A 16,768-nucleotide genomic window follows, 5' to 3' on the forward strand; every position below is an offset into this window, starting at 1 on the left:
TTGAGTATGTCTTAGCGACAATTAATATATTACAATACTATGCAATGTTTCGTCAACACTTTTTCAAAAAAAAGATTCAGAGCGTTTAAAAACGCTCTGCTAAATATACTATAAGCCATATTCACTTTCAACAAATTGCTTATCTACGTAGTAATTTCTGTGGAAGATAGCCTCATTCTTCGCAATAATCGGTTCTACATGTATTAATCCCTTTTCAATTAAATATTCAACAAACACTTCTAGGTCTGTTGAATAGTAGCTTAATTCAGGATGATTATGTAGTTCTTGAATCGTCCAACTCGGCTGTTCTAGCATTGTTTCTAATATATGTTGCCCACCATCATTCGTTCTTGAGTTAATTAAAAACTCTCCGGCAAGAAATAAAAGCTCTAATCGTTTTTCTAAACTTTCATTACTTAAAATCAATTCTTCATATAACTTATAAATTGCTGGTTCAATTCTTTTCACTTGAGACCATACTATTACTTCTGGATATAAGCCACTATCAATTATTGATAAACGACCTAAATGATGAAGTAATGCAACGACATGATTATAAGAATCTAAGTAATGACCACTTTCAAATAACTCTTTCCCCTCTTGGTAACGACGAATTAGCTTTGAAAATTGAATTCCTGTTTTTAGTTTTCGACCGAAAAACGGGAACTCTTGTAACTCCGATCTTAGTTTGAATAAAAACTCATTTCGGTCAAACATAATTTTCCCGTAGAAAATCCAGTCCACTAAGCGCTTATTTGAACCAATAAATATCCATTTACGTAATCGTTCTTCAGTTAGAATATGCATCACTGTTTTCGAATCACCATATGTATAGTGCTTAGAATAAATCGGATGCACTGCTTCTTTTACTATAATAAGAAGAACTGCATCAAACGTGTCCGTCATATTCGGTGCGTTTTCACGTTTATTGATTAAAATAACACCTAGTGTATCCGGTTGACTTGCTCGTTCTTGGTATATTGGCCTCAAAATGTGCTCCATATTTCTCCTCCTCAATTATTGCTTTTCTGAATGTCTTTTAAAGTAAGTCATTGTAAATCTTGTGACATTGATGACCATATCTTTATCGTCATTAAATAATGAATTTCTTACATATAACGTTTCATGATAATTTCGACAACTCGATGAACAAACCCTCTAAGAACCCTCTAAATAATGTGGTATACGAAAAAGGAACCTCTTTCTTTTCTATTAAGTGGATTCCAATCTATGTTATAGTATATTTTAGATTGGGAGGCAAACTACATGAAAAAGTATAACAATAAAATTAATAAAATTCGCTCTTTTGCATTAGCACTCATTTTTATCGGCTTTGTTATTATGTACGGCGCTATTTTCTTTAGAGAAAATCAAATTTTAGTTCTAATATTTATGTCAATCGGTTTACTTTGCATTATTGGAAGTACGGCAGTTTATGGCTGGATTGGACTATTATCAACTCGTGCAGTACAAGTTGTCTGTCCCGAATGTGGCAAGTGGACAAAAGTTTTAGGTCGGGTAGATTTATGTATGTATTGTAATGAACCACTTACACTTGATCCAAATTTGGAAGGTAAAGAATTTGATCAAAGTTATAATAGTAAAAAGAGCCAATAATTAAGCATCGTGCGCAATTCTTATTTTTGGCCAAAATTAAACCTAGTAACTTAATCGTTACTAGGTTTTTAATTATTATAAAGCCTTTTTCGAGCCGTTTTCAACACACTCAGGGCAAGTACCATACACTTCTAAACGATGCGAATTCACTTTAAATCCTGTCATATGCGCTGCAAATTGTTCTACTTCATTTAACCCAGGGTAATGGAAATCGACAATTTTACCACAGCTTTCACAGCTAATATGGTAGTGATCTCCCGTAGCAAAATCGAATCGACTTGCAGCGTCACCGTAAGTTAACTCCTTCACTAGGCCCACTTCACGAAATACGCGTAAATTATTATATACTGTTGCAACACTCATATTCGGAAATTTGTCAGCAAGTGCTTTGTATATATCATCAGCAGTAGGGTGAATCATACTTTGAATTAAAAACTCTAAAATCGCATGACGCTGAGGAGTAATTCTTACACCAGTAGACTTTAACGTGTCTAGCGCATCCTTTAAATGCAGTTCAGACATCGTCATGCACCTCTCTTCATACATATTATTAATTTATAATTGTTATAAATAGTGTAGCTAATTCATCTACATCTTGTCAACAATTGCTTATTCACATTTATTCGAAAGTATTTCCATCTCCTACTAACAAATTACAATATGATTCACTGAAAATAGATTCCCCAAAATATGGCTTTCTCTATTTAACATTCTCAATTAGTAGCCGCGCAGCAAATTCATTTTGTTTTCTAAATTACGTTCTCCTTGTAGCCATTGTTCTAAGCTAGGTCTAAAAATTTCTAAACTGCGCTCTACATAACGAGAAGAGTGACTTGAAAAGTGTGGTGATAATGTAACATTTTCTAATTCCCAAAGCGGACTATTTTCTGGGAGCGGCTCGATTTCGTATACATCTAACACCGCATGAGCAATCAATTGTTCTTTCATCACTTGCACTAACACATTTGTATCAACTAAATCACCTCTGCCAAAATTCATAAAAATGGCCGATTCTTTCATTAACTCGAAATGCTCATATCCTAATAAATGCTTCGTATATTTTGTTGAAGGTAGCATTGAAATAATAATATCTGCTTTCGGTAAATATTGTGCCACATCGCCTAGGAAGTGAGTTTCATCCATATAAGGTGCTGCTTCTGCTGAACGATTGCAGCCAATTGTGTAAACATCAAATGCTTGAAGAATGCGCCCGATTTCACTACCAATTGCTCCAGGTCCAATAATCAGTGCCGTACTACCATTTAACTCTGACAAATTCGTTTTTTTATTCCACTGACCTTTCGACTGTTGTTCATAAATAAATGGAAGGCCACGCTTTAATGCTAAAATATGAGCTAAAACAGATTCTGTCATCGGCTTTTTGTGGATACCGCGTACATTCGAAACTAAAATGTCGCGCTTTGCGATCGCTGCTGCTGGCATTTTTTCAACCCCTGCCGAAGCTACGAAAATCCACTCCAGATTTTTCGCCTCGTCGATTAGTTGCTCCGTTAAATCCTCACCATACGTCACTAAAATATGAGCATCTCGCAATTTTGCTGAATCTAATTTTAAATCAAATACAAAATTCTCTTGTGGAAACTGTGCGATTAACGGCGCTTTCAAATCTTCCCTTGGCTCAAATGTAAAATAAACCATCACCATAAAATAATCCCCCTTGTGCAATGACTCTATGTTCATTGATTTTACTTAGTTTTTAAATAGTTTAACACATCTTCAATATGATTTTTCACTCGAACTTTGCGCCATTCTTTTTCAATAATCCCCTGCTCATTGATTAAAAAAGTTGTCCGTTCAATTCCCATATACTCTTTGCCGAAATTTTTCTTCAATGTCCATACCCCGTATTTTTCGGCCACTTGGTGATCCGCGTCCACTAATAAAGAAAATGGCAGCCCATGTTTTTCGATAAATTTTGTATGACGGCTTGAATCATCCATACTTACCCCTAAAATTACTGCGTTAAGATCTGAAAAGTTTTCATGTGCGTCCCTGAAATCACACGCTTCAGTCGTACAGCCAGGTGTCATGTCTTTTGGATAAAAATAAAGAACGACATTTTTCCCCTTAAAATCTTCTAAATGAATTAACACACCTTTTTCATTAACTAATGAAAATAAAGGAGCTTTTTGATTTTCTAATAGCATTTTATAAAAACCTCCTATTTTTTCTTCTATCGTACAAAACAATGCCCATTGTTTCAAATTCTTTGGCGTTCATTACAAATACATATTACAATAGTAGAGAAATTATTTATCGTAACCATTTGGAGGTATTTTATAATGAATCGTACTAAATCAGAGCAACTTCATGAAGAAGCATTGCAACATATCGTTGGGGGTGTTAATAGTCCTTCACGCTCGTATAAAGCAGTCGGCGGTGGAGCCCCTGTATTCATGACTCACGGAAAAGGCGCTTATTTTTGGGATGTAGATGGCAATCGTTATATTGATTACTTAGCTGCATACGGACCTATTGTAACAGGTCACGGTCACCCACATATTGCAAAAGCAATTGCGCATGCAGCCGAAACTGGTGTATTATTCGGCACGCCAACAGAACATGAAATTATTTTCGCTAAGATGTTAAAAGAAGCGATTCCTACATTAGATAAAGTTCGCTTTAATAACTCAGGTACGGAAGCTGTTATGACGACAGTACGTGTTGCACGCGCCTATACAGGTCGTACTAAAATTATTAAGTTTGCCGGTTGCTATCACGGTCACTTCGACCAAGTATTAGTTGCTGCTGGTTCTGGTCCAGCAACACTGGGCTCTCCAGATTCTGCAGGTGTTCCAGAAAATGTCGCAACTGAAGTAATTACTGTCCCTTTTAATAACGCAGAAGAATTTACGCTAACAATGGAAAAATGGGGCGCCCAAATTGCCGCTATTTTAATCGAGCCCATCGTAGGAAATTTCGGTATTGTTGAACCAAACAAAGACTTCCTTGAACATGTACATGCATTAGCAAAAGAATACTGTGCACTTACAATTCACGATGAAGTCATTACCGCTTTCCGTTTCCACTATGGCGCAGCACATACGATGCTAGGTTTAACGCCTGATTTAGTAGCTATGGGGAAAGTGATTGGTGGTGGATTACCAATCGGAGCATACGGCGGTCGTCTAGAAGTAATGAATACCGTTGCTCCACTTGGCCCAGCATATCAAGCCGGTACAATGGCTGGTAACCCTGCAAGTATGCAAGCTGGCATTGCTTGTTTAGAAGTTTTACAACAACCAGGAATTTATGAGGAGATGGATCGTTTAGGTGCCTTGCTAGAAGTAGGTATTTTAGAGGCGGCAGAAAAATATAATGTAACGATTACTGTAAATCGCCTTAAAGGTGCTTTAGCCGTATACTTTACAGATGAAAAAGTAGAAAATTACGAGCAAGCTGAAAATACAGATGGTGAAAAATTCGGACGCTTCTTCAAGCTCATGATTTCTCAAGGTGTTAACTTGGCACCTTCTAAATATGAAGCTTGGTTTTTAACGACAGAGCATACAGAAGCAGACATTAACGAAACGATTCAAGCTGTTCATTATGCATTTTCTAAATTATAATTACTTGTGATTTTGTGCTTTATAGCATTTAATTATGACGTGCTGCTATTGCAAAAAAATTATATTATTTTTACATAGCAGCTCGGTATAAATTCGACTCGAAAGAAGGAGCCCATTCCTATGAAATTAGGTGCACGTGTTTTAAAAACGGGCGTTGCAATTGTATTTGCATTATTTTTAGCAGAACTTTTAAATGTACCATCTCCTGTATTTGCTGGAATTGCTGCGGTTTTTGCGATACAGCCATCCATTTATCGCTCTTATCTTACAATTTTAGAGCAAATTCAAGCTAACTTAATTGGTGCGGTCATTGCTGTTAGCTTCGGATTAATTTTTGGACATCATATTGTTGCAATTGGGATAGCCGCTATTATTGTTATCGGACTAATGATGAAGCTAAAATTTGAAAAGTCCATTTCTCTTGCACTTGTAACAGTTATCGCCATTATGGAAGTACCTGGAGATGAATTTGTTATGTTCGGTTTAATTCGCTTTGGTACGGTAATGCTCGGGGTATTTGCTGCGTTTATCGTCAACTTAATCTTTTTACCACCGAAATATGAAGTCAAATTATTTAAAAATATTAATTCCGTTCAAGATGATATTATTCGTTGGACACGGCTAGCAGTTCGTCAAGCAAGTGAACACATTTCAACCAAAGTAACGATTACAAAAATACATTCACGTCTAATGGAATTAGATACAATGTACGACTTTTTTAAAGAAGAGCGTAGCTATTTTAAAAATCAACAATTCGCGAAGTCCAGAAAGCTTGTTGTGTATCGTCAAATGCTCTTAACCTCTAAGAAAAGCTACGAACTACTAATACGACTACACAAACATGAAAATGAGCTTGGTAAATTGCCAACACAATTTCAATACATCATTCAAGAACGTTTAGATTTCTTACTGACGTATCATGAGCAATTATTATTGAAATACACAGGTAAGCTAAGGCCAGAGCATTCTAAGTGGACGAGACACGAGGAATATTTACAGGGTGGTGAATTGATGGAGCAATTCATCCAACAAATCGCCACTGCTCAGGAAGTAGCTACTGAGGATGAGCAATTTTCAAGCTATCATTTACTTTATATTTTATCGCGTATTTTAGATTACGAGGAAAACTTAGAGCATTTAGATACTTTAATCGTTTCTTATCGTAGCTATCATAGCAATGAAATAAATGTTGATTTAGAATCGGAATTTTATTAAAAAAAGATGGTAAAACGCTAATGAAATATGCGTTTTACCATCTTTTTAATTTTTCATTTTCGGATCGAGCGCATCACGTAAGCCATCACCCATTAAATTAAATCCAACGACAGTTAGCATTATAGCTAAACCAGGGAAAACCATTGCCCAAGGTGCATTCATTAAAAACATCCGTGCATCTGCAAGCATTTTTCCCCATTCAGGCTGTGGTGCTTCTGCGCCAAGCCCTAAAAAACCTAATGCCGCCGCTTCGATTATAGCTGTCGCGATTGCAAGTGTCCCTTGCACTATTACAGGAGTCATTGAATTCGGTAAAATATGCTTCAATAATATCCGTGAGTTTTTCATACCGATTGCTTTTGCGGCATGAATGTATTCCTCTTCTTTTATACTTAAAACACGTGACCGAATAAGTCGACCAAAGTTTGGAATGTTAATAATCGCAATGGCAATTAACGCATTTCGTAATGATGGTCCTAAAATAGATACGACTGCAATAGCAAGTAAAATACTAGGAAAGGCAAGCATAATGTCAAAAATACGTGAAATAATCGTATCAATCCACCGACCGTAATACCCAGCAATAATTCCTAAAAAGCTCCCCACAATTGCTGAAATTAATACTGCTGATAAACCAACTGTCAACGAAATTCGAGCACCGTGTAAAATTCTCGAAAAAATATCGCGACCTAAATCATCGGTTCCAAGCCAATAATCTGTGGATGGAGGCTGCAGTCGTATGCTTAAATCTTGATCATTAATACCTTGTGGTGCAATATATGGACCAATAACCGCCAAAAGAATAAAAAATACAACAATCGCTGTCCCAAATAAAGCGGACTTGCTTTTTTTAAAGCTAGACCAAGCTTCTCGCCAAGGACCTTTTACCTGTTCTTGCGTTTCAATTAATTGCCCTTGTTTTTGGACATATTCATACATAACATGCGCCTCCTTCCTAGTTATATTTAATTCGTGAATCAATCACAGTATATAGAATATCAACAATTAAATTAATCATGACAAATAAGAAAGCTACGATCAAAATACCAGATTGAATAACTGGATAATCCCGGAACCCAATCGCTTCATAAATATAACGCCCAATACCCGGCCAACTAAAAATAGTTTCCGTTAATATCGCGCCGCCTAATAGCATGCCTGTCTGTAAACCAACAATCGTTAACACAGGTATCAATGCATTTTTTAAAGCATGCTTGTAAATAACAACGAACATTTTTTGCCCTTTTGCACGTGCTGTTCGGACATAATCAGCGCGCATCACTTCCAACATTGAAGCACGTGTCATTCTTGCAATAATTGCTGTTGGAATCGTTGCGAGCGCAATACCTGGTAACAATAAATGCTTAATGACTACAGTAAATTGATCAAAACGTCCTTGCAATAACGTGTCGAGCAAATAAAAATGAGTAATTGCTGTAATCGGATCACGAACCTCTTCACGTCCCGACGTAGGTAACCAACCTAAATTAATACTAAAAACCCATTGTTCCATTAATCCAAACCAAAATATCGGCATAGAAACTCCGATTAGCGCAATTACCATCGCTAAATAATCAAACCATGAATTTTGAAACCATGCTGAAATAATTCCTGCATTCATGCCAATAATTACTGCTATAATCATTGCAAAAATAGCTAACTCAAACGTTGCAGCTAAGTATGGCCAAAGTTCTGTTGTGATCGGTTGTCTTGTCCTTAATGAATCTCCTAAATCCCCTGTAAAGACGCCTTTAAGATAATCAAAGTACTGAATAAACCAAGGTTCATCTAACCCAAGCTTTAGTCGCAATGCCGCAATTGCTTCAGCTGTAGCCTGTTGTCCTAAAATCACTTGTGCCGGATCACCCGGTATTGCACGAATAATTAAAAATACAATGAATGTCATTCCGAGTAGCACAGGTATTAAATGTAATAGGCGCTTGCCTATGTAGTGAAGCATTATCTTCACCCCTTTACGAATATATGACAATTTTTAGAGAAACATATTTTGTGCCAGTTAGTGCGAGATAAAGCTCTTCCTTAATTGTTGAAAAAAAGGGGGAGGCTTAATACCTCCCCTTAAAGATTGATCTTCATTCAGCATAAGACTCCCACTTCTATAGAAGACAGGATGAATGTAAATTTAGCTTTTTAAGTAGGTGTCCAAAAGCCGCTGAATGAAGATAAAGCCCCCGTCGGATATCAAGGATTTTGAAGGGAGTCGTGCAAGCACAATTCAAAATTCTGACGCAATTACGCCGAGGCGAAATTGATACTATTCAATCGAAACATTATCTAACTTATCTGATCCTGTTGGATGTGGTAAGAAACCTTTCACACCTGCTTTTGCAGCAAGTAAAGGTGTAGAGTGCGCAAGTGGTACCCATGGTGCATCTTCATGAATAATTTCTTGTGCTTTTTTATACAGATCATTTCGTACATTTTCATCCGTTTCAGATTGTGCCTTAATTAATAAATCATGCACTTCATCATTTGAATAGTAAGCATAGTTGTTACTGCCGATATTATCTTTATCTAGTAATGTGTAAATAAAGTTATCCGCATCTCCGTTATCTCCTGTCCAACCAAGCATAAACGCATCTGCTTCTCCATCTTTCGCTTTATCTAAATACGTTGCCCATTCAAACGTTACAATTTTCGAAGGGATTCCTACATCCTCTAAGTTTTTCTGAATAACTTCAGCAACTTTCGCGCCATCTGGCATGTATGGACGTGGTACAGGCATTGCCCATAGTTCAATTTCCTTGCCATCATAGCCAGCTTCTTTTAGTAATGCCTTTGCTTTTTCTGGATCGTATGGATAAGCAGAAATGGCATCATTATAACCGCTGATTGAAGAAGGCATTGGATTTACCGCTACTTCTGCACGGCCTTCAAAGAATGCATCCACGATTGCTTGCTTATCGATTGCATAGTTTACCGCTTGTCGAACAAGTTTATTGTCAAATGGTGCTCGTGTATTTGTTAAACCTAAATAACCAATATTCATAGATGGACGTTCAATTAATTGTAATGCTGCATTTCCTTCGACTGCCTTTCCATCAGAAGGGTTAACCCCATCAGCTAAATCGATTTCTCCGGCAGTTAATGCATTTAATCGTGCTGAGTTATCAGGAATCGAGCGGAAGATTACTTTATCTAATTTCGGTAAACCATCTTGCCAATAGCCATCGAACTTTTCAATTGTAATCGCGTCATTTCGTTTCCAATCTGTAAATTTAAATGGCCCCGTTCCAACTGGATTGTCCCCAAATTTATCACCTGCTGCTTCAAATGCAGTTGGCGATGCAATACCGAATGGACTCATTGCTAAGTTTTTAAGGAATGGTGCTTGTGGTCGGGATAATGTGAAAACAACTGTATGGTCCCCGTTTGCTACAACATCCTTAATAACATCTTCTCCCTCTGCTTTAAACATCGAGTTGAAGTAATAGAAAGCATCTTCTTTTCCTGCTTTCCAGCGATTGACGTTTTTAATAACAGCTTCAGCATTAAAATCCGTACCATCGTGGAATTTAACGCCTTGTTCTAATTCAAATGTGTACGATAAACCGTCATCACTTACTGTCCAAGACTTTGCTAATCCAGGGTGAATTGTCGTATCTTGAGGACCAAAATTTAATAATGTTTCAAATAAGTTTTGTGTTACTTTAAAAGATTCACCATCCGTTACAATGCCGGGATCAAGCGATACAGAGTCCGCTCCACGCCCAAATACTAAAACTTGAGGTACCGAAGCAGTTGGTTCATCCTTTGTAGTAGTTTCCGTTTTACTATCCGGACTATCTGTTTTTGTATCTTCACTTTTTGAACCTTCATCATCCGTATTACATGCAGCTAAAAATACAGACATTGCTAATAACAGCATAAGTCCTAAAAAATACAACTTACTCTTCTTCAATAAAAATACCCCCAATATATTAATCTATTATCATTGTGACGTCTCATTATATAAATGACACGCAACAGAATGACCTTGTCTCACCTGACTCAACTGTGGTACAACTTGTTTACACTGCTCCATTACGAATGGACATCTTGTATGAAACGTGCATCCAGCCGGTGGTTTAGAGGGACTCGGTATATCCCCACTCAAAATTATTTGTTCCCGATCGAACTGCGGATCAGGAACCGGAACTGCGGATAATAATGCTTGTGAATAAGGATGTAAAGGTTCGTTATATAAGCTTTCACTTTCAGCAAGTTCGACAAGTCGCCCTAAATACATCACACCTACTCTGTCACTTATATGACGGACAACCCCTAAATCATGCGCAATAAATATATACGTAAGCTTTAAATCCTCTTGCAATCTTTGCATTAAATTTAAAACTTGTGCCTGAATCGAAACATCCAACGCCGAAACAGGCTCATCTGCAATAATGAGCTTCGGATTTGTCATAAGTGCTCGGGCGATTCCAATACGCTGCCGCTGCCCTCCGCTAAACTGATGAGGATAGCGCTTTGCATGATACGCACTTAGCCCGACAATTTCTAAATATTGTTGCACCTTTTCTTTACGCTCTTTCGCATTACCAATTCCATGGACAATGAGAGGTTCTTCTAATATTTTTCCAACTGTATGACGCGGATTCAGTGAAGCATACGGATCTTGAAACACCATTTGAATTTCCCTACGAGCTTTACGCATTGCTTCAGAAGAAAGCTTTGTAAGTTCGATTCCATCAAAAGTGACGGATCCCTCTGTCGGCTCATGTAGACGCATAATAACGCGCCCGGTTGTTGATTTCCCACAACCTGACTCCCCTACAATACCTAATGTTTCCCCTTCGTATAATTCAAATGAGATGTCGTCGACTGCCTTCACATCTCCAACATGACGGGCGAGAATCCCCTGTCGAATAGGAAAGTATTTTTTCAGATTTTCAACTTTTAACAACACTTTCACGATAAGGAACGCCCCCTTCTACATCTAGTAAAAAGCACCTCGCTTTATGGACTTTTGACGTTTCATAAAGTGATGGATTTTCCAATAAACAGCGTTCATGGGCAAATTCACAGCGCGGTGCAAAACGGCATCCTATAGTAATGGATCCCGGCTTCGGTACATTTCCAGGAATTGAATACAGTGAATTTTTTTTAAATCGCATATCCGGAACTGACTGGATTAACCCTTTTGTATATGGGTGCTTTGGATTTTTGAAAATCTCATTTACAGGTGCCTGTTCTACAATTTGACCAGCATACATGACAATGACACGTTCACAGGTTTCAGCGACTACACCTAAATCATGTGTAATAAGTAGCACCGCTGTATTTAGCCGCTCGTTTAAGTCACGCATTAACTTTAAAATTTGGGCTTGAATCGTTACATCAAGTGCCGTTGTTGGTTCATCTGCAATTAGTACTTTCGGGTCACAAACAAGTGCCATCGCAATCATTACCCGCTGGCGCATTCCTCCTGAAAGCTGATGCGGGTATTCTTTTATTAATTCCTCTGCGCGCGGTAGTCCAACGAGCTCCATCATCTCTATCGCCTTTTTAGTAGCCTCCTTCTTGGAGAATTTCGGGTTGTGAATTAAGATAGCTTCCTTCAATTGATTGCCAATCGTAAACAGTGGATTTAGAGATGTCATAGGCTCTTGGAATATCATTGCGATATCATTTCCACGAATAGATCGCATTTGTTTTTCCGTCAATTTCGTAACATCTTGTCCATTTAATAAAATTTCACCATTTGTAATTTTCCCAGGTGGACTCGGAACAAGCCCCATAATCGATAGCGATGTTACACTTTTTCCACATCCAGATTCCCCTACAATCGCTAATATTTCTCCTTCATGGATAGAAAAACTGATTCTATCAACCGCTGCTATATTTCCGCTATCTGTAAAAAAGGTCGTTTCTAAATCGGTTACTTCGAGAATGACATTTTTGCTCACATCGCTCACCATCCGTTATCAAAAATTGAGAGTATTACAATATATGATTTAACTACTATAATTAATTCACAAATATTTAAAAATTATATTTTAAATGTTAAAAAAATCTCTTTTAAACACAAAAAACTACTTAACACTTCAGTCTCCTAAAGTGTTAAGTAGCTAATATTCACTAATCTAGTTTTTGAACTTGGAATAAATTATAGTAAGCGCCATGCTGATTCATTAATTGTTCATGATTGCCTGACTCTGCAACTTCTCCGTGTTCAATGACGAATATTTTATCTGCATGTGTAATTGTCGACAAGCGATGTGCTATGACAATTGTTGTTCGATCACTTGCAAGTCGGTCAAGCGAATCTTGAATTAATGCTTCACTTTCTAAATCAAGGGCAGAAGTCGCTTCATCCAAAACTAAGATTGGTGGATTTTTTAAGAATACTCGTGCAATCGCGACACGCTGCTTCTGACCACCTGATAGCTTTACGCCACGCTCGCCTACCTTCGTATCGTATCCTTCAGGCAAATTCATAATAAAATCATGTGCATTGGCAGCCTTTGCAGCCGCAATAATTTGCTCATCTGATGCAGTTGGATTCCCCATTAAAATATTTTGCTTTACAGAATCACTAAATAAAATATTATCTTGTAAGACAATTCCAATTTGTGAGCGTAAAGATGGCAGCATCACGTCTCGAACGTCCAGGTCATCGATTTTCACTGCACCTTCTACTACGTCATAAAAGCGTGGAATTAAACTGACAATGGTCGATTTACCACCGCCACTCATTCCAACAAATGCTACTGTTTGTCCTGGCTCAATCGTGAAATCCACCTTGTTTAATATTGTGTTTCCATTGGCTTCATATTTAAAAGTCACATTTTCGAATTGCAACTTACCTTGTGCTTTAGGTAATTCAATTGCATTTTCCTTGTTTTGAACATCGTATTTTTCATCCATTAATTCAAACATCCGGTCCATCGATGCAATTGACTGCGTTAACGTTGTAGATGAGCTAACTAATCGACGTAATGGACCATAAAGTCGGTCAATATACGCATAAAATGCCACCATAACACCTATTGTTAAGTTCCCTTGTAAATACTGATAACCTGCATAGCCAATAATAATTAATGGGGCCATATCGGTTATCGTATTAACAACAGCAAAGGATTTTGCATTCCAGCGCGAATGATCTAGCGCCTTATTTAAAAATTCCCCATTTGTTTCATCAAAAATTTTCTGCTCATGCTTTTCTAAAGTAAAACTTTTTATAATACTCATTCCTGCAACACGTTCATGCAAATAACTTTGTACACCTGCTAATGCTTGCGAGCGAGCACGAGTTAAGCTACGCAACTGGCCAAAGAAATATTTCACACTAATCGCGTAAAATGGCAATGCAATGAGTGAAACAAGTGTCAGCTTCACATCCATTGAAAACATGATTGATACAACTATTATGATTGTGACAAGGTCTAGCCATAAATTCATTAAACCAGTCATAACAAAATTCTTCGTTTGCTCAACATCGTTTATAACACGTGAGATTACTTCTCCCGCGCGTGTGTTGGCATAATATTTTAAGCTGAGCTTCTGTAAATGCCCATAAAGCTCTTTACGAATATCAAATAAAATATTATTACTTAAATTTTGGGCAAAATATTGGCGATAATACTCGATTGGTGGGCGAATAACGAAGAATAATGCTAAACCTATTCCGACCCACGTAAAAAGTTGCAATGTTTTTTCATCTTTTGATAAAGTATCGTTTAATAAAATATCATCTAACACGATTTGTAACAGCCAAGGTAAAAATAATGGAATTGTAAATTTAATAATCCCAATGATTATTGTTAAAAAGAGTAGAAATTTATACGGCTTTACGAAGCGCATATACCGTTTAATACTGTCCATTGCAAAACACACGTCCTTTCAGAAATTTTGCGACAATCCTTATCATATCATACCCTTCATATTTAATTGAATGTTACGCTTAAATGGAGTATTTACAATTTTCCAAAGCAAAAAACACAAGCAAACATATTCAGTCTCATTGTTTGCTCGTGTTTTAGTTATTCTTTATTTGCTTGAATTTCACTAAGAAGTTCGTAACGGTTTGTCCAAACTTGAATAAAATCAGGTGCGAATGGGCCACGTCGTTGATCAATCCAACTAATTAACGTTTTTACATTTCTCTTTAAAATTTTATCGATTACTTCAGGATAATCCATTTCCTTCTTATGTTGCTCATATTCATCTTCATCTAACAAAGTATGGCTCATATCCGGAAATACTTTTACATCAAGGTCATAATCAATATACTTTAAACAATTATTATCAAATACAAATGGTGAACTAATATTACAATAGTAATAAACGCCATCTTCTCGGAGCATACAAATAATATTAAACCAGTGTTCTGCATGGAAATAGCAGATAGATGGTTCACGTGTCAGCCATGTACGTCCATCAGATTCGGTAACAAGTGTTTTTTCGTTTGCACCAATAATAATATTTTTGGTCGCCTTTAAAACCATCGTTTCTTGCCAGACACGGTGGATATTACCGTTGTGTTTATAACTATGTATTTGTATTGTTTCACCTTCTATTGGTAATGCCATTTGAAGCCCCACCTTTTCGTCTAAGATAAAAATTCTAGCAGTCTTTATGTCATTATAACAATGGTTTGACAAAACTTGTAGTTAGATTGTAATCATTTTCATAATTGTGAGGAAAAAGAGTTTTTTTAAGAGTGATGGTAGAATTTTTTAGCGGTATAGAGAAATGGATACCCCCATAATATAGGGTTCAATTACCGGTCAGGAACCTTTTCGCGGGCACGGCTCCAACTAACTTGCATATTTATAATGATTTGTCCTCCCTAAAATTCAATAGTTGTCCTAAAATGGAAAAAAGCGCATTCAATTGAATGCACTTTCACCAGCATGTATATTTACTTGCATTAAACAGGATTAGTTAGCAGAAAAATAAATTAAAATTTGTTGTTATTTTGCTTCGTAAATTGCTTATTACGTTGCTCGGTCTTTTGCTTTTGAGTTTGTTGTTGTAATTCATTTAAATTTTGTTCCTGCCCAAATTCCTCTCGATTATTTTGTTGTTTGTTCGTTTGTTGTCCTTTTTGGAATGGATTGTTTTCGTTCCCTTGTTTGTTTGGATTGTTTTGATTTCGCTTCATCAATATCACCTCCATGCTTAATATTGTGGTCTGAGGTGAATTGAAATATGCATGTATGTTATTGGTAATACCGATGTGTAGCTAGTATAAAATCCTTCTATTTTAGCTTCTCCCAAATTTTTAACATTGGGACAGGCATTGGTAAGTGTTCGATTTTTTCTTTTGTAAAAAATGCTGCATTAGCTGGTAATTGTCCAGTAATACTTTTAGCATCTACTAAATAACTGTCCACATGCCATCTCAGGTGAGAAAATACATGCTTAAAATTAACAATTGGAATTGAAACCGTATCTAAGTTTAATCCGTATTGCTCAGCTGCTTTTGTTAAACTAACTATATTTTCATTACGTTCAATCATGATGAATTGCCACATGTTTGCGAGTAATCCACTTTCATCGCGCTTTTCCATTAAAAAGCGCCCTTCGTCATCACGCACGACAAACACATCGTAATCTAAATCTTTTGTTTTCACTTTTTTCGTTTTAACAGGCAAACTCGTCGGATCCCCTTCATGAAATGCGGTACAATAATCTCTTACAGGGCAAAGTAAGCATTTTGGTGAAGTTGGTGTACAAATTAATGCGCCCAACTCCATTAATCCTTGATTAAAGGCAGATGTATTTTCAGCATCAATTAGTTCCATGACCGCCACTTCAAATATTTTCTTTGTTTTTGGTAATGCAATATCTGCATCAATATTTAAAACGCGGCTTAACACTCGCATTACATTGCCATCCACCGCATGTTCTGGTTTTCCGTAGGCAATACTTAAAATGGCACCCGCTGTATATGGTCCCACTCCTTTTAGCTTTGAAATATCGACGCGGTTATTCGGGACTTGTCCACCATATACTTCTACAACTTCTCGGACACCTGCTTGTAAATTACGAGCACGCGAATAATAACCGAGACCTTCCCACATTTTTAAAAGTTCTTCTTCTTGTGCGTAAGCTAAACTTTCAGCCGTTGGATACTTCTCCATAAAACGGTCATAATACGGAATAACTGTATCCACTCTTGTTTGTTGGAGCATTACTTCAGAAACCCAGATTTTATAAGGTTCCGTTGTATGTCGCCATGGTAAATCACGATGTTCCTTCTTAAACCATGCTACTAAAGATTGTCGAAATTGTTTCGTATATTGATAATTCACTGTTTCCTCCAAAAAATTCGATTTTATTTTATTTAAATAGGGTATATTATTATCATAAAGATTTTGTAA

At 36.9% G+C, this 16,768-nt stretch carries 16 protein-coding genes; 3 read left to right on the forward strand and 13 right to left on the reverse strand.

Annotated features, from left to right (window positions below; translation table 11 throughout):
• Positions 1-108: 108 nt before the first annotated feature.
• Complete coding sequence (locus CSE16_RS18515; protein WP_099425237.1) at positions 109-1,002, reverse strand: nucleotidyltransferase-like protein; 894 nt, start codon at positions 1,000-1,002, stop codon at positions 109-111.
• Between the two features lie 264 nt (positions 1,003-1,266).
• Between CSE16_RS18515 and CSE16_RS18520 the strand changes: the two genes are divergently transcribed.
• Positions 1,267-1,617, forward strand: a complete 351-nt coding sequence (locus tag CSE16_RS18520; protein ID WP_099425238.1) for a YgzB family protein — start codon at positions 1,267-1,269, stop codon at positions 1,615-1,617.
• Positions 1,618-1,692: 75 nt separating this feature from the next.
• Here the strand turns inward: CSE16_RS18520 and perR are convergent, their stop codons facing one another.
• From perR to bcp, 3 genes are all read right to left on the reverse strand, one after another.
• The gene (perR, locus tag CSE16_RS18525; protein ID WP_099425239.1) at positions 1,693-2,139 is read right to left on the reverse strand and encodes a peroxide-responsive transcriptional repressor PerR; all 447 of its coding nucleotides are present in this window, start codon (positions 2,137-2,139) and stop codon (positions 1,693-1,695) included.
• A 195-nt stretch (positions 2,140-2,334) separates the two neighbouring features.
• Entirely contained in the window at positions 2,335-3,282 is a 948-nt protein-coding gene (locus CSE16_RS18530) for an NAD(P)-dependent oxidoreductase (RefSeq protein WP_099425240.1), read from the reverse strand.
• A gap of 41 nt (positions 3,283-3,323) precedes the next feature.
• The gene (gene bcp, locus CSE16_RS18535) at positions 3,324-3,785 is read right to left on the reverse strand and encodes a thioredoxin-dependent thiol peroxidase (RefSeq protein WP_099425241.1); all 462 of its coding nucleotides are present in this window, start codon (positions 3,783-3,785) and stop codon (positions 3,324-3,326) included.
• Positions 3,786-3,920: 135 nt separating this feature from the next.
• Between bcp and CSE16_RS18540 the strand changes: the two genes are divergently transcribed.
• The gene (locus CSE16_RS18540) at positions 3,921-5,207 is read left to right on the forward strand and encodes a glutamate-1-semialdehyde 2,1-aminomutase (protein ID WP_099425242.1); all 1,287 of its coding nucleotides are present in this window, start codon (positions 3,921-3,923) and stop codon (positions 5,205-5,207) included.
• A gap of 120 nt (positions 5,208-5,327) precedes the next feature.
• Entirely contained in the window at positions 5,328-6,422 is a 1,095-nt protein-coding gene (locus CSE16_RS18545) for an aromatic acid exporter family protein (protein ID WP_099425243.1), read from the forward strand.
• 45 nt (positions 6,423-6,467) lie between these two features.
• Here the strand turns inward: CSE16_RS18545 and nikC are convergent, their stop codons facing one another.
• The 9 genes from nikC to mutY all read right to left on the reverse strand — a co-directional run bounded on the left by nikC (position 6,468) and on the right by mutY (position 16,699).
• Entirely contained in the window at positions 6,468-7,361 is an 894-nt protein-coding gene (nikC, locus tag CSE16_RS18550) for a nickel transporter permease (RefSeq protein WP_099425244.1), read from the reverse strand.
• 16 nt (positions 7,362-7,377) lie between these two features.
• On the reverse strand, positions 7,378-8,382 hold the full coding sequence (locus tag CSE16_RS18555) for an ABC transporter permease (protein ID WP_099425245.1): 1,005 nt from the start codon (positions 8,380-8,382) through the stop codon (positions 7,378-7,380).
• Between the two features lie 315 nt (positions 8,383-8,697).
• The gene (locus CSE16_RS18560) at positions 8,698-10,344 is read right to left on the reverse strand and encodes an ABC transporter substrate-binding protein (protein ID WP_099425246.1); all 1,647 of its coding nucleotides are present in this window, start codon (positions 10,342-10,344) and stop codon (positions 8,698-8,700) included.
• A gap of 30 nt (positions 10,345-10,374) precedes the next feature.
• A complete protein-coding gene (locus CSE16_RS18565) occupies positions 10,375-11,355 on the reverse strand; it encodes an ABC transporter ATP-binding protein (RefSeq protein WP_099425247.1) in 981 nt (326 codons plus the stop codon).
• A complete protein-coding gene (locus CSE16_RS18570; protein WP_099425248.1) occupies positions 11,330-12,346 on the reverse strand; it encodes an ABC transporter ATP-binding protein in 1,017 nt (338 codons plus the stop codon). The genes CSE16_RS18565 and CSE16_RS18570 overlap by 26 nt, the downstream gene beginning before the upstream one ends.
• 172 nt (positions 12,347-12,518) lie before the next feature.
• Positions 12,519-14,264 (reverse strand): ABC transporter ATP-binding protein, encoded by a 1,746-nt coding sequence (locus CSE16_RS18575; protein ID WP_099425249.1) that lies wholly within the window; start codon positions 14,262-14,264, stop codon positions 12,519-12,521.
• Between the two features lie 158 nt (positions 14,265-14,422).
• Positions 14,423-14,971, reverse strand: a complete 549-nt coding sequence (locus CSE16_RS18580) for a nucleoside tri-diphosphate phosphatase (protein ID WP_099425250.1) — start codon at positions 14,969-14,971, stop codon at positions 14,423-14,425.
• Positions 14,972-15,342: 371 nt separating this feature from the next.
• Entirely contained in the window at positions 15,343-15,546 is a 204-nt protein-coding gene (locus tag CSE16_RS18585; RefSeq protein WP_099425251.1) for a hypothetical protein, read from the reverse strand.
• 97 nt (positions 15,547-15,643) lie between these two features.
• The gene (gene mutY, locus CSE16_RS18590; protein WP_099425252.1) at positions 15,644-16,699 is read right to left on the reverse strand and encodes an A/G-specific adenine glycosylase; all 1,056 of its coding nucleotides are present in this window, start codon (positions 16,697-16,699) and stop codon (positions 15,644-15,646) included.
• Positions 16,700-16,768: the final 69 nt, after the last annotated feature.

Origin of the sequence: Solibacillus sp. R5-41, from assembly GCF_002736105.1 — a bacterium.
In the GTDB taxonomy this organism is placed as follows: Bacteria; Bacillota; Bacilli; order Bacillales_A; family Planococcaceae; genus Solibacillus.

Excerpts from the sequence above, each read along its gene's own strand:
- CSE16_RS18515 (WP_099425237.1), bottom strand. The coding sequence starts at position 1,002 with ATGGAGCACATTTTGAGGCCAATATACCAAGAACGAGCAAGTCAACCG.
- CSE16_RS18520 (WP_099425238.1), top strand. The coding sequence starts at position 1,267 with ATGAAAAAGTATAACAATAAAATTAATAAAATTCGCTCTTTTGCATTA.
- perR (WP_099425239.1), bottom strand. The coding sequence starts at position 2,139 with ATGTCTGAACTGCATTTAAAGGATGCGCTAGACACGTTAAAGTCTACT.
- CSE16_RS18530 (WP_099425240.1), bottom strand. The coding sequence starts at position 3,282 with ATGGTGATGGTTTATTTTACATTTGAGCCAAGGGAAGATTTGAAAGCG.
- bcp (WP_099425241.1), bottom strand. The coding sequence starts at position 3,785 with ATGCTATTAGAAAATCAAAAAGCTCCTTTATTTTCATTAGTTAATGAA.
- CSE16_RS18540 (WP_099425242.1), top strand. The coding sequence starts at position 3,921 with ATGAATCGTACTAAATCAGAGCAACTTCATGAAGAAGCATTGCAACAT.
- CSE16_RS18545 (WP_099425243.1), top strand. The coding sequence starts at position 5,328 with ATGAAATTAGGTGCACGTGTTTTAAAAACGGGCGTTGCAATTGTATTT.
- nikC (WP_099425244.1), bottom strand. The coding sequence starts at position 7,361 with ATGTATGAATATGTCCAAAAACAAGGGCAATTAATTGAAACGCAAGAA.
- CSE16_RS18555 (WP_099425245.1), bottom strand. The coding sequence starts at position 8,382 with ATGCTTCACTACATAGGCAAGCGCCTATTACATTTAATACCTGTGCTA.
- CSE16_RS18575 (WP_099425249.1), bottom strand. The coding sequence starts at position 14,264 with ATGGACAGTATTAAACGGTATATGCGCTTCGTAAAGCCGTATAAATTT.
- CSE16_RS18580 (WP_099425250.1), bottom strand. The coding sequence starts at position 14,971 with ATGGCATTACCAATAGAAGGTGAAACAATACAAATACATAGTTATAAA.
- CSE16_RS18585 (WP_099425251.1), bottom strand. The coding sequence starts at position 15,546 with ATGAAGCGAAATCAAAACAATCCAAACAAACAAGGGAACGAAAACAAT.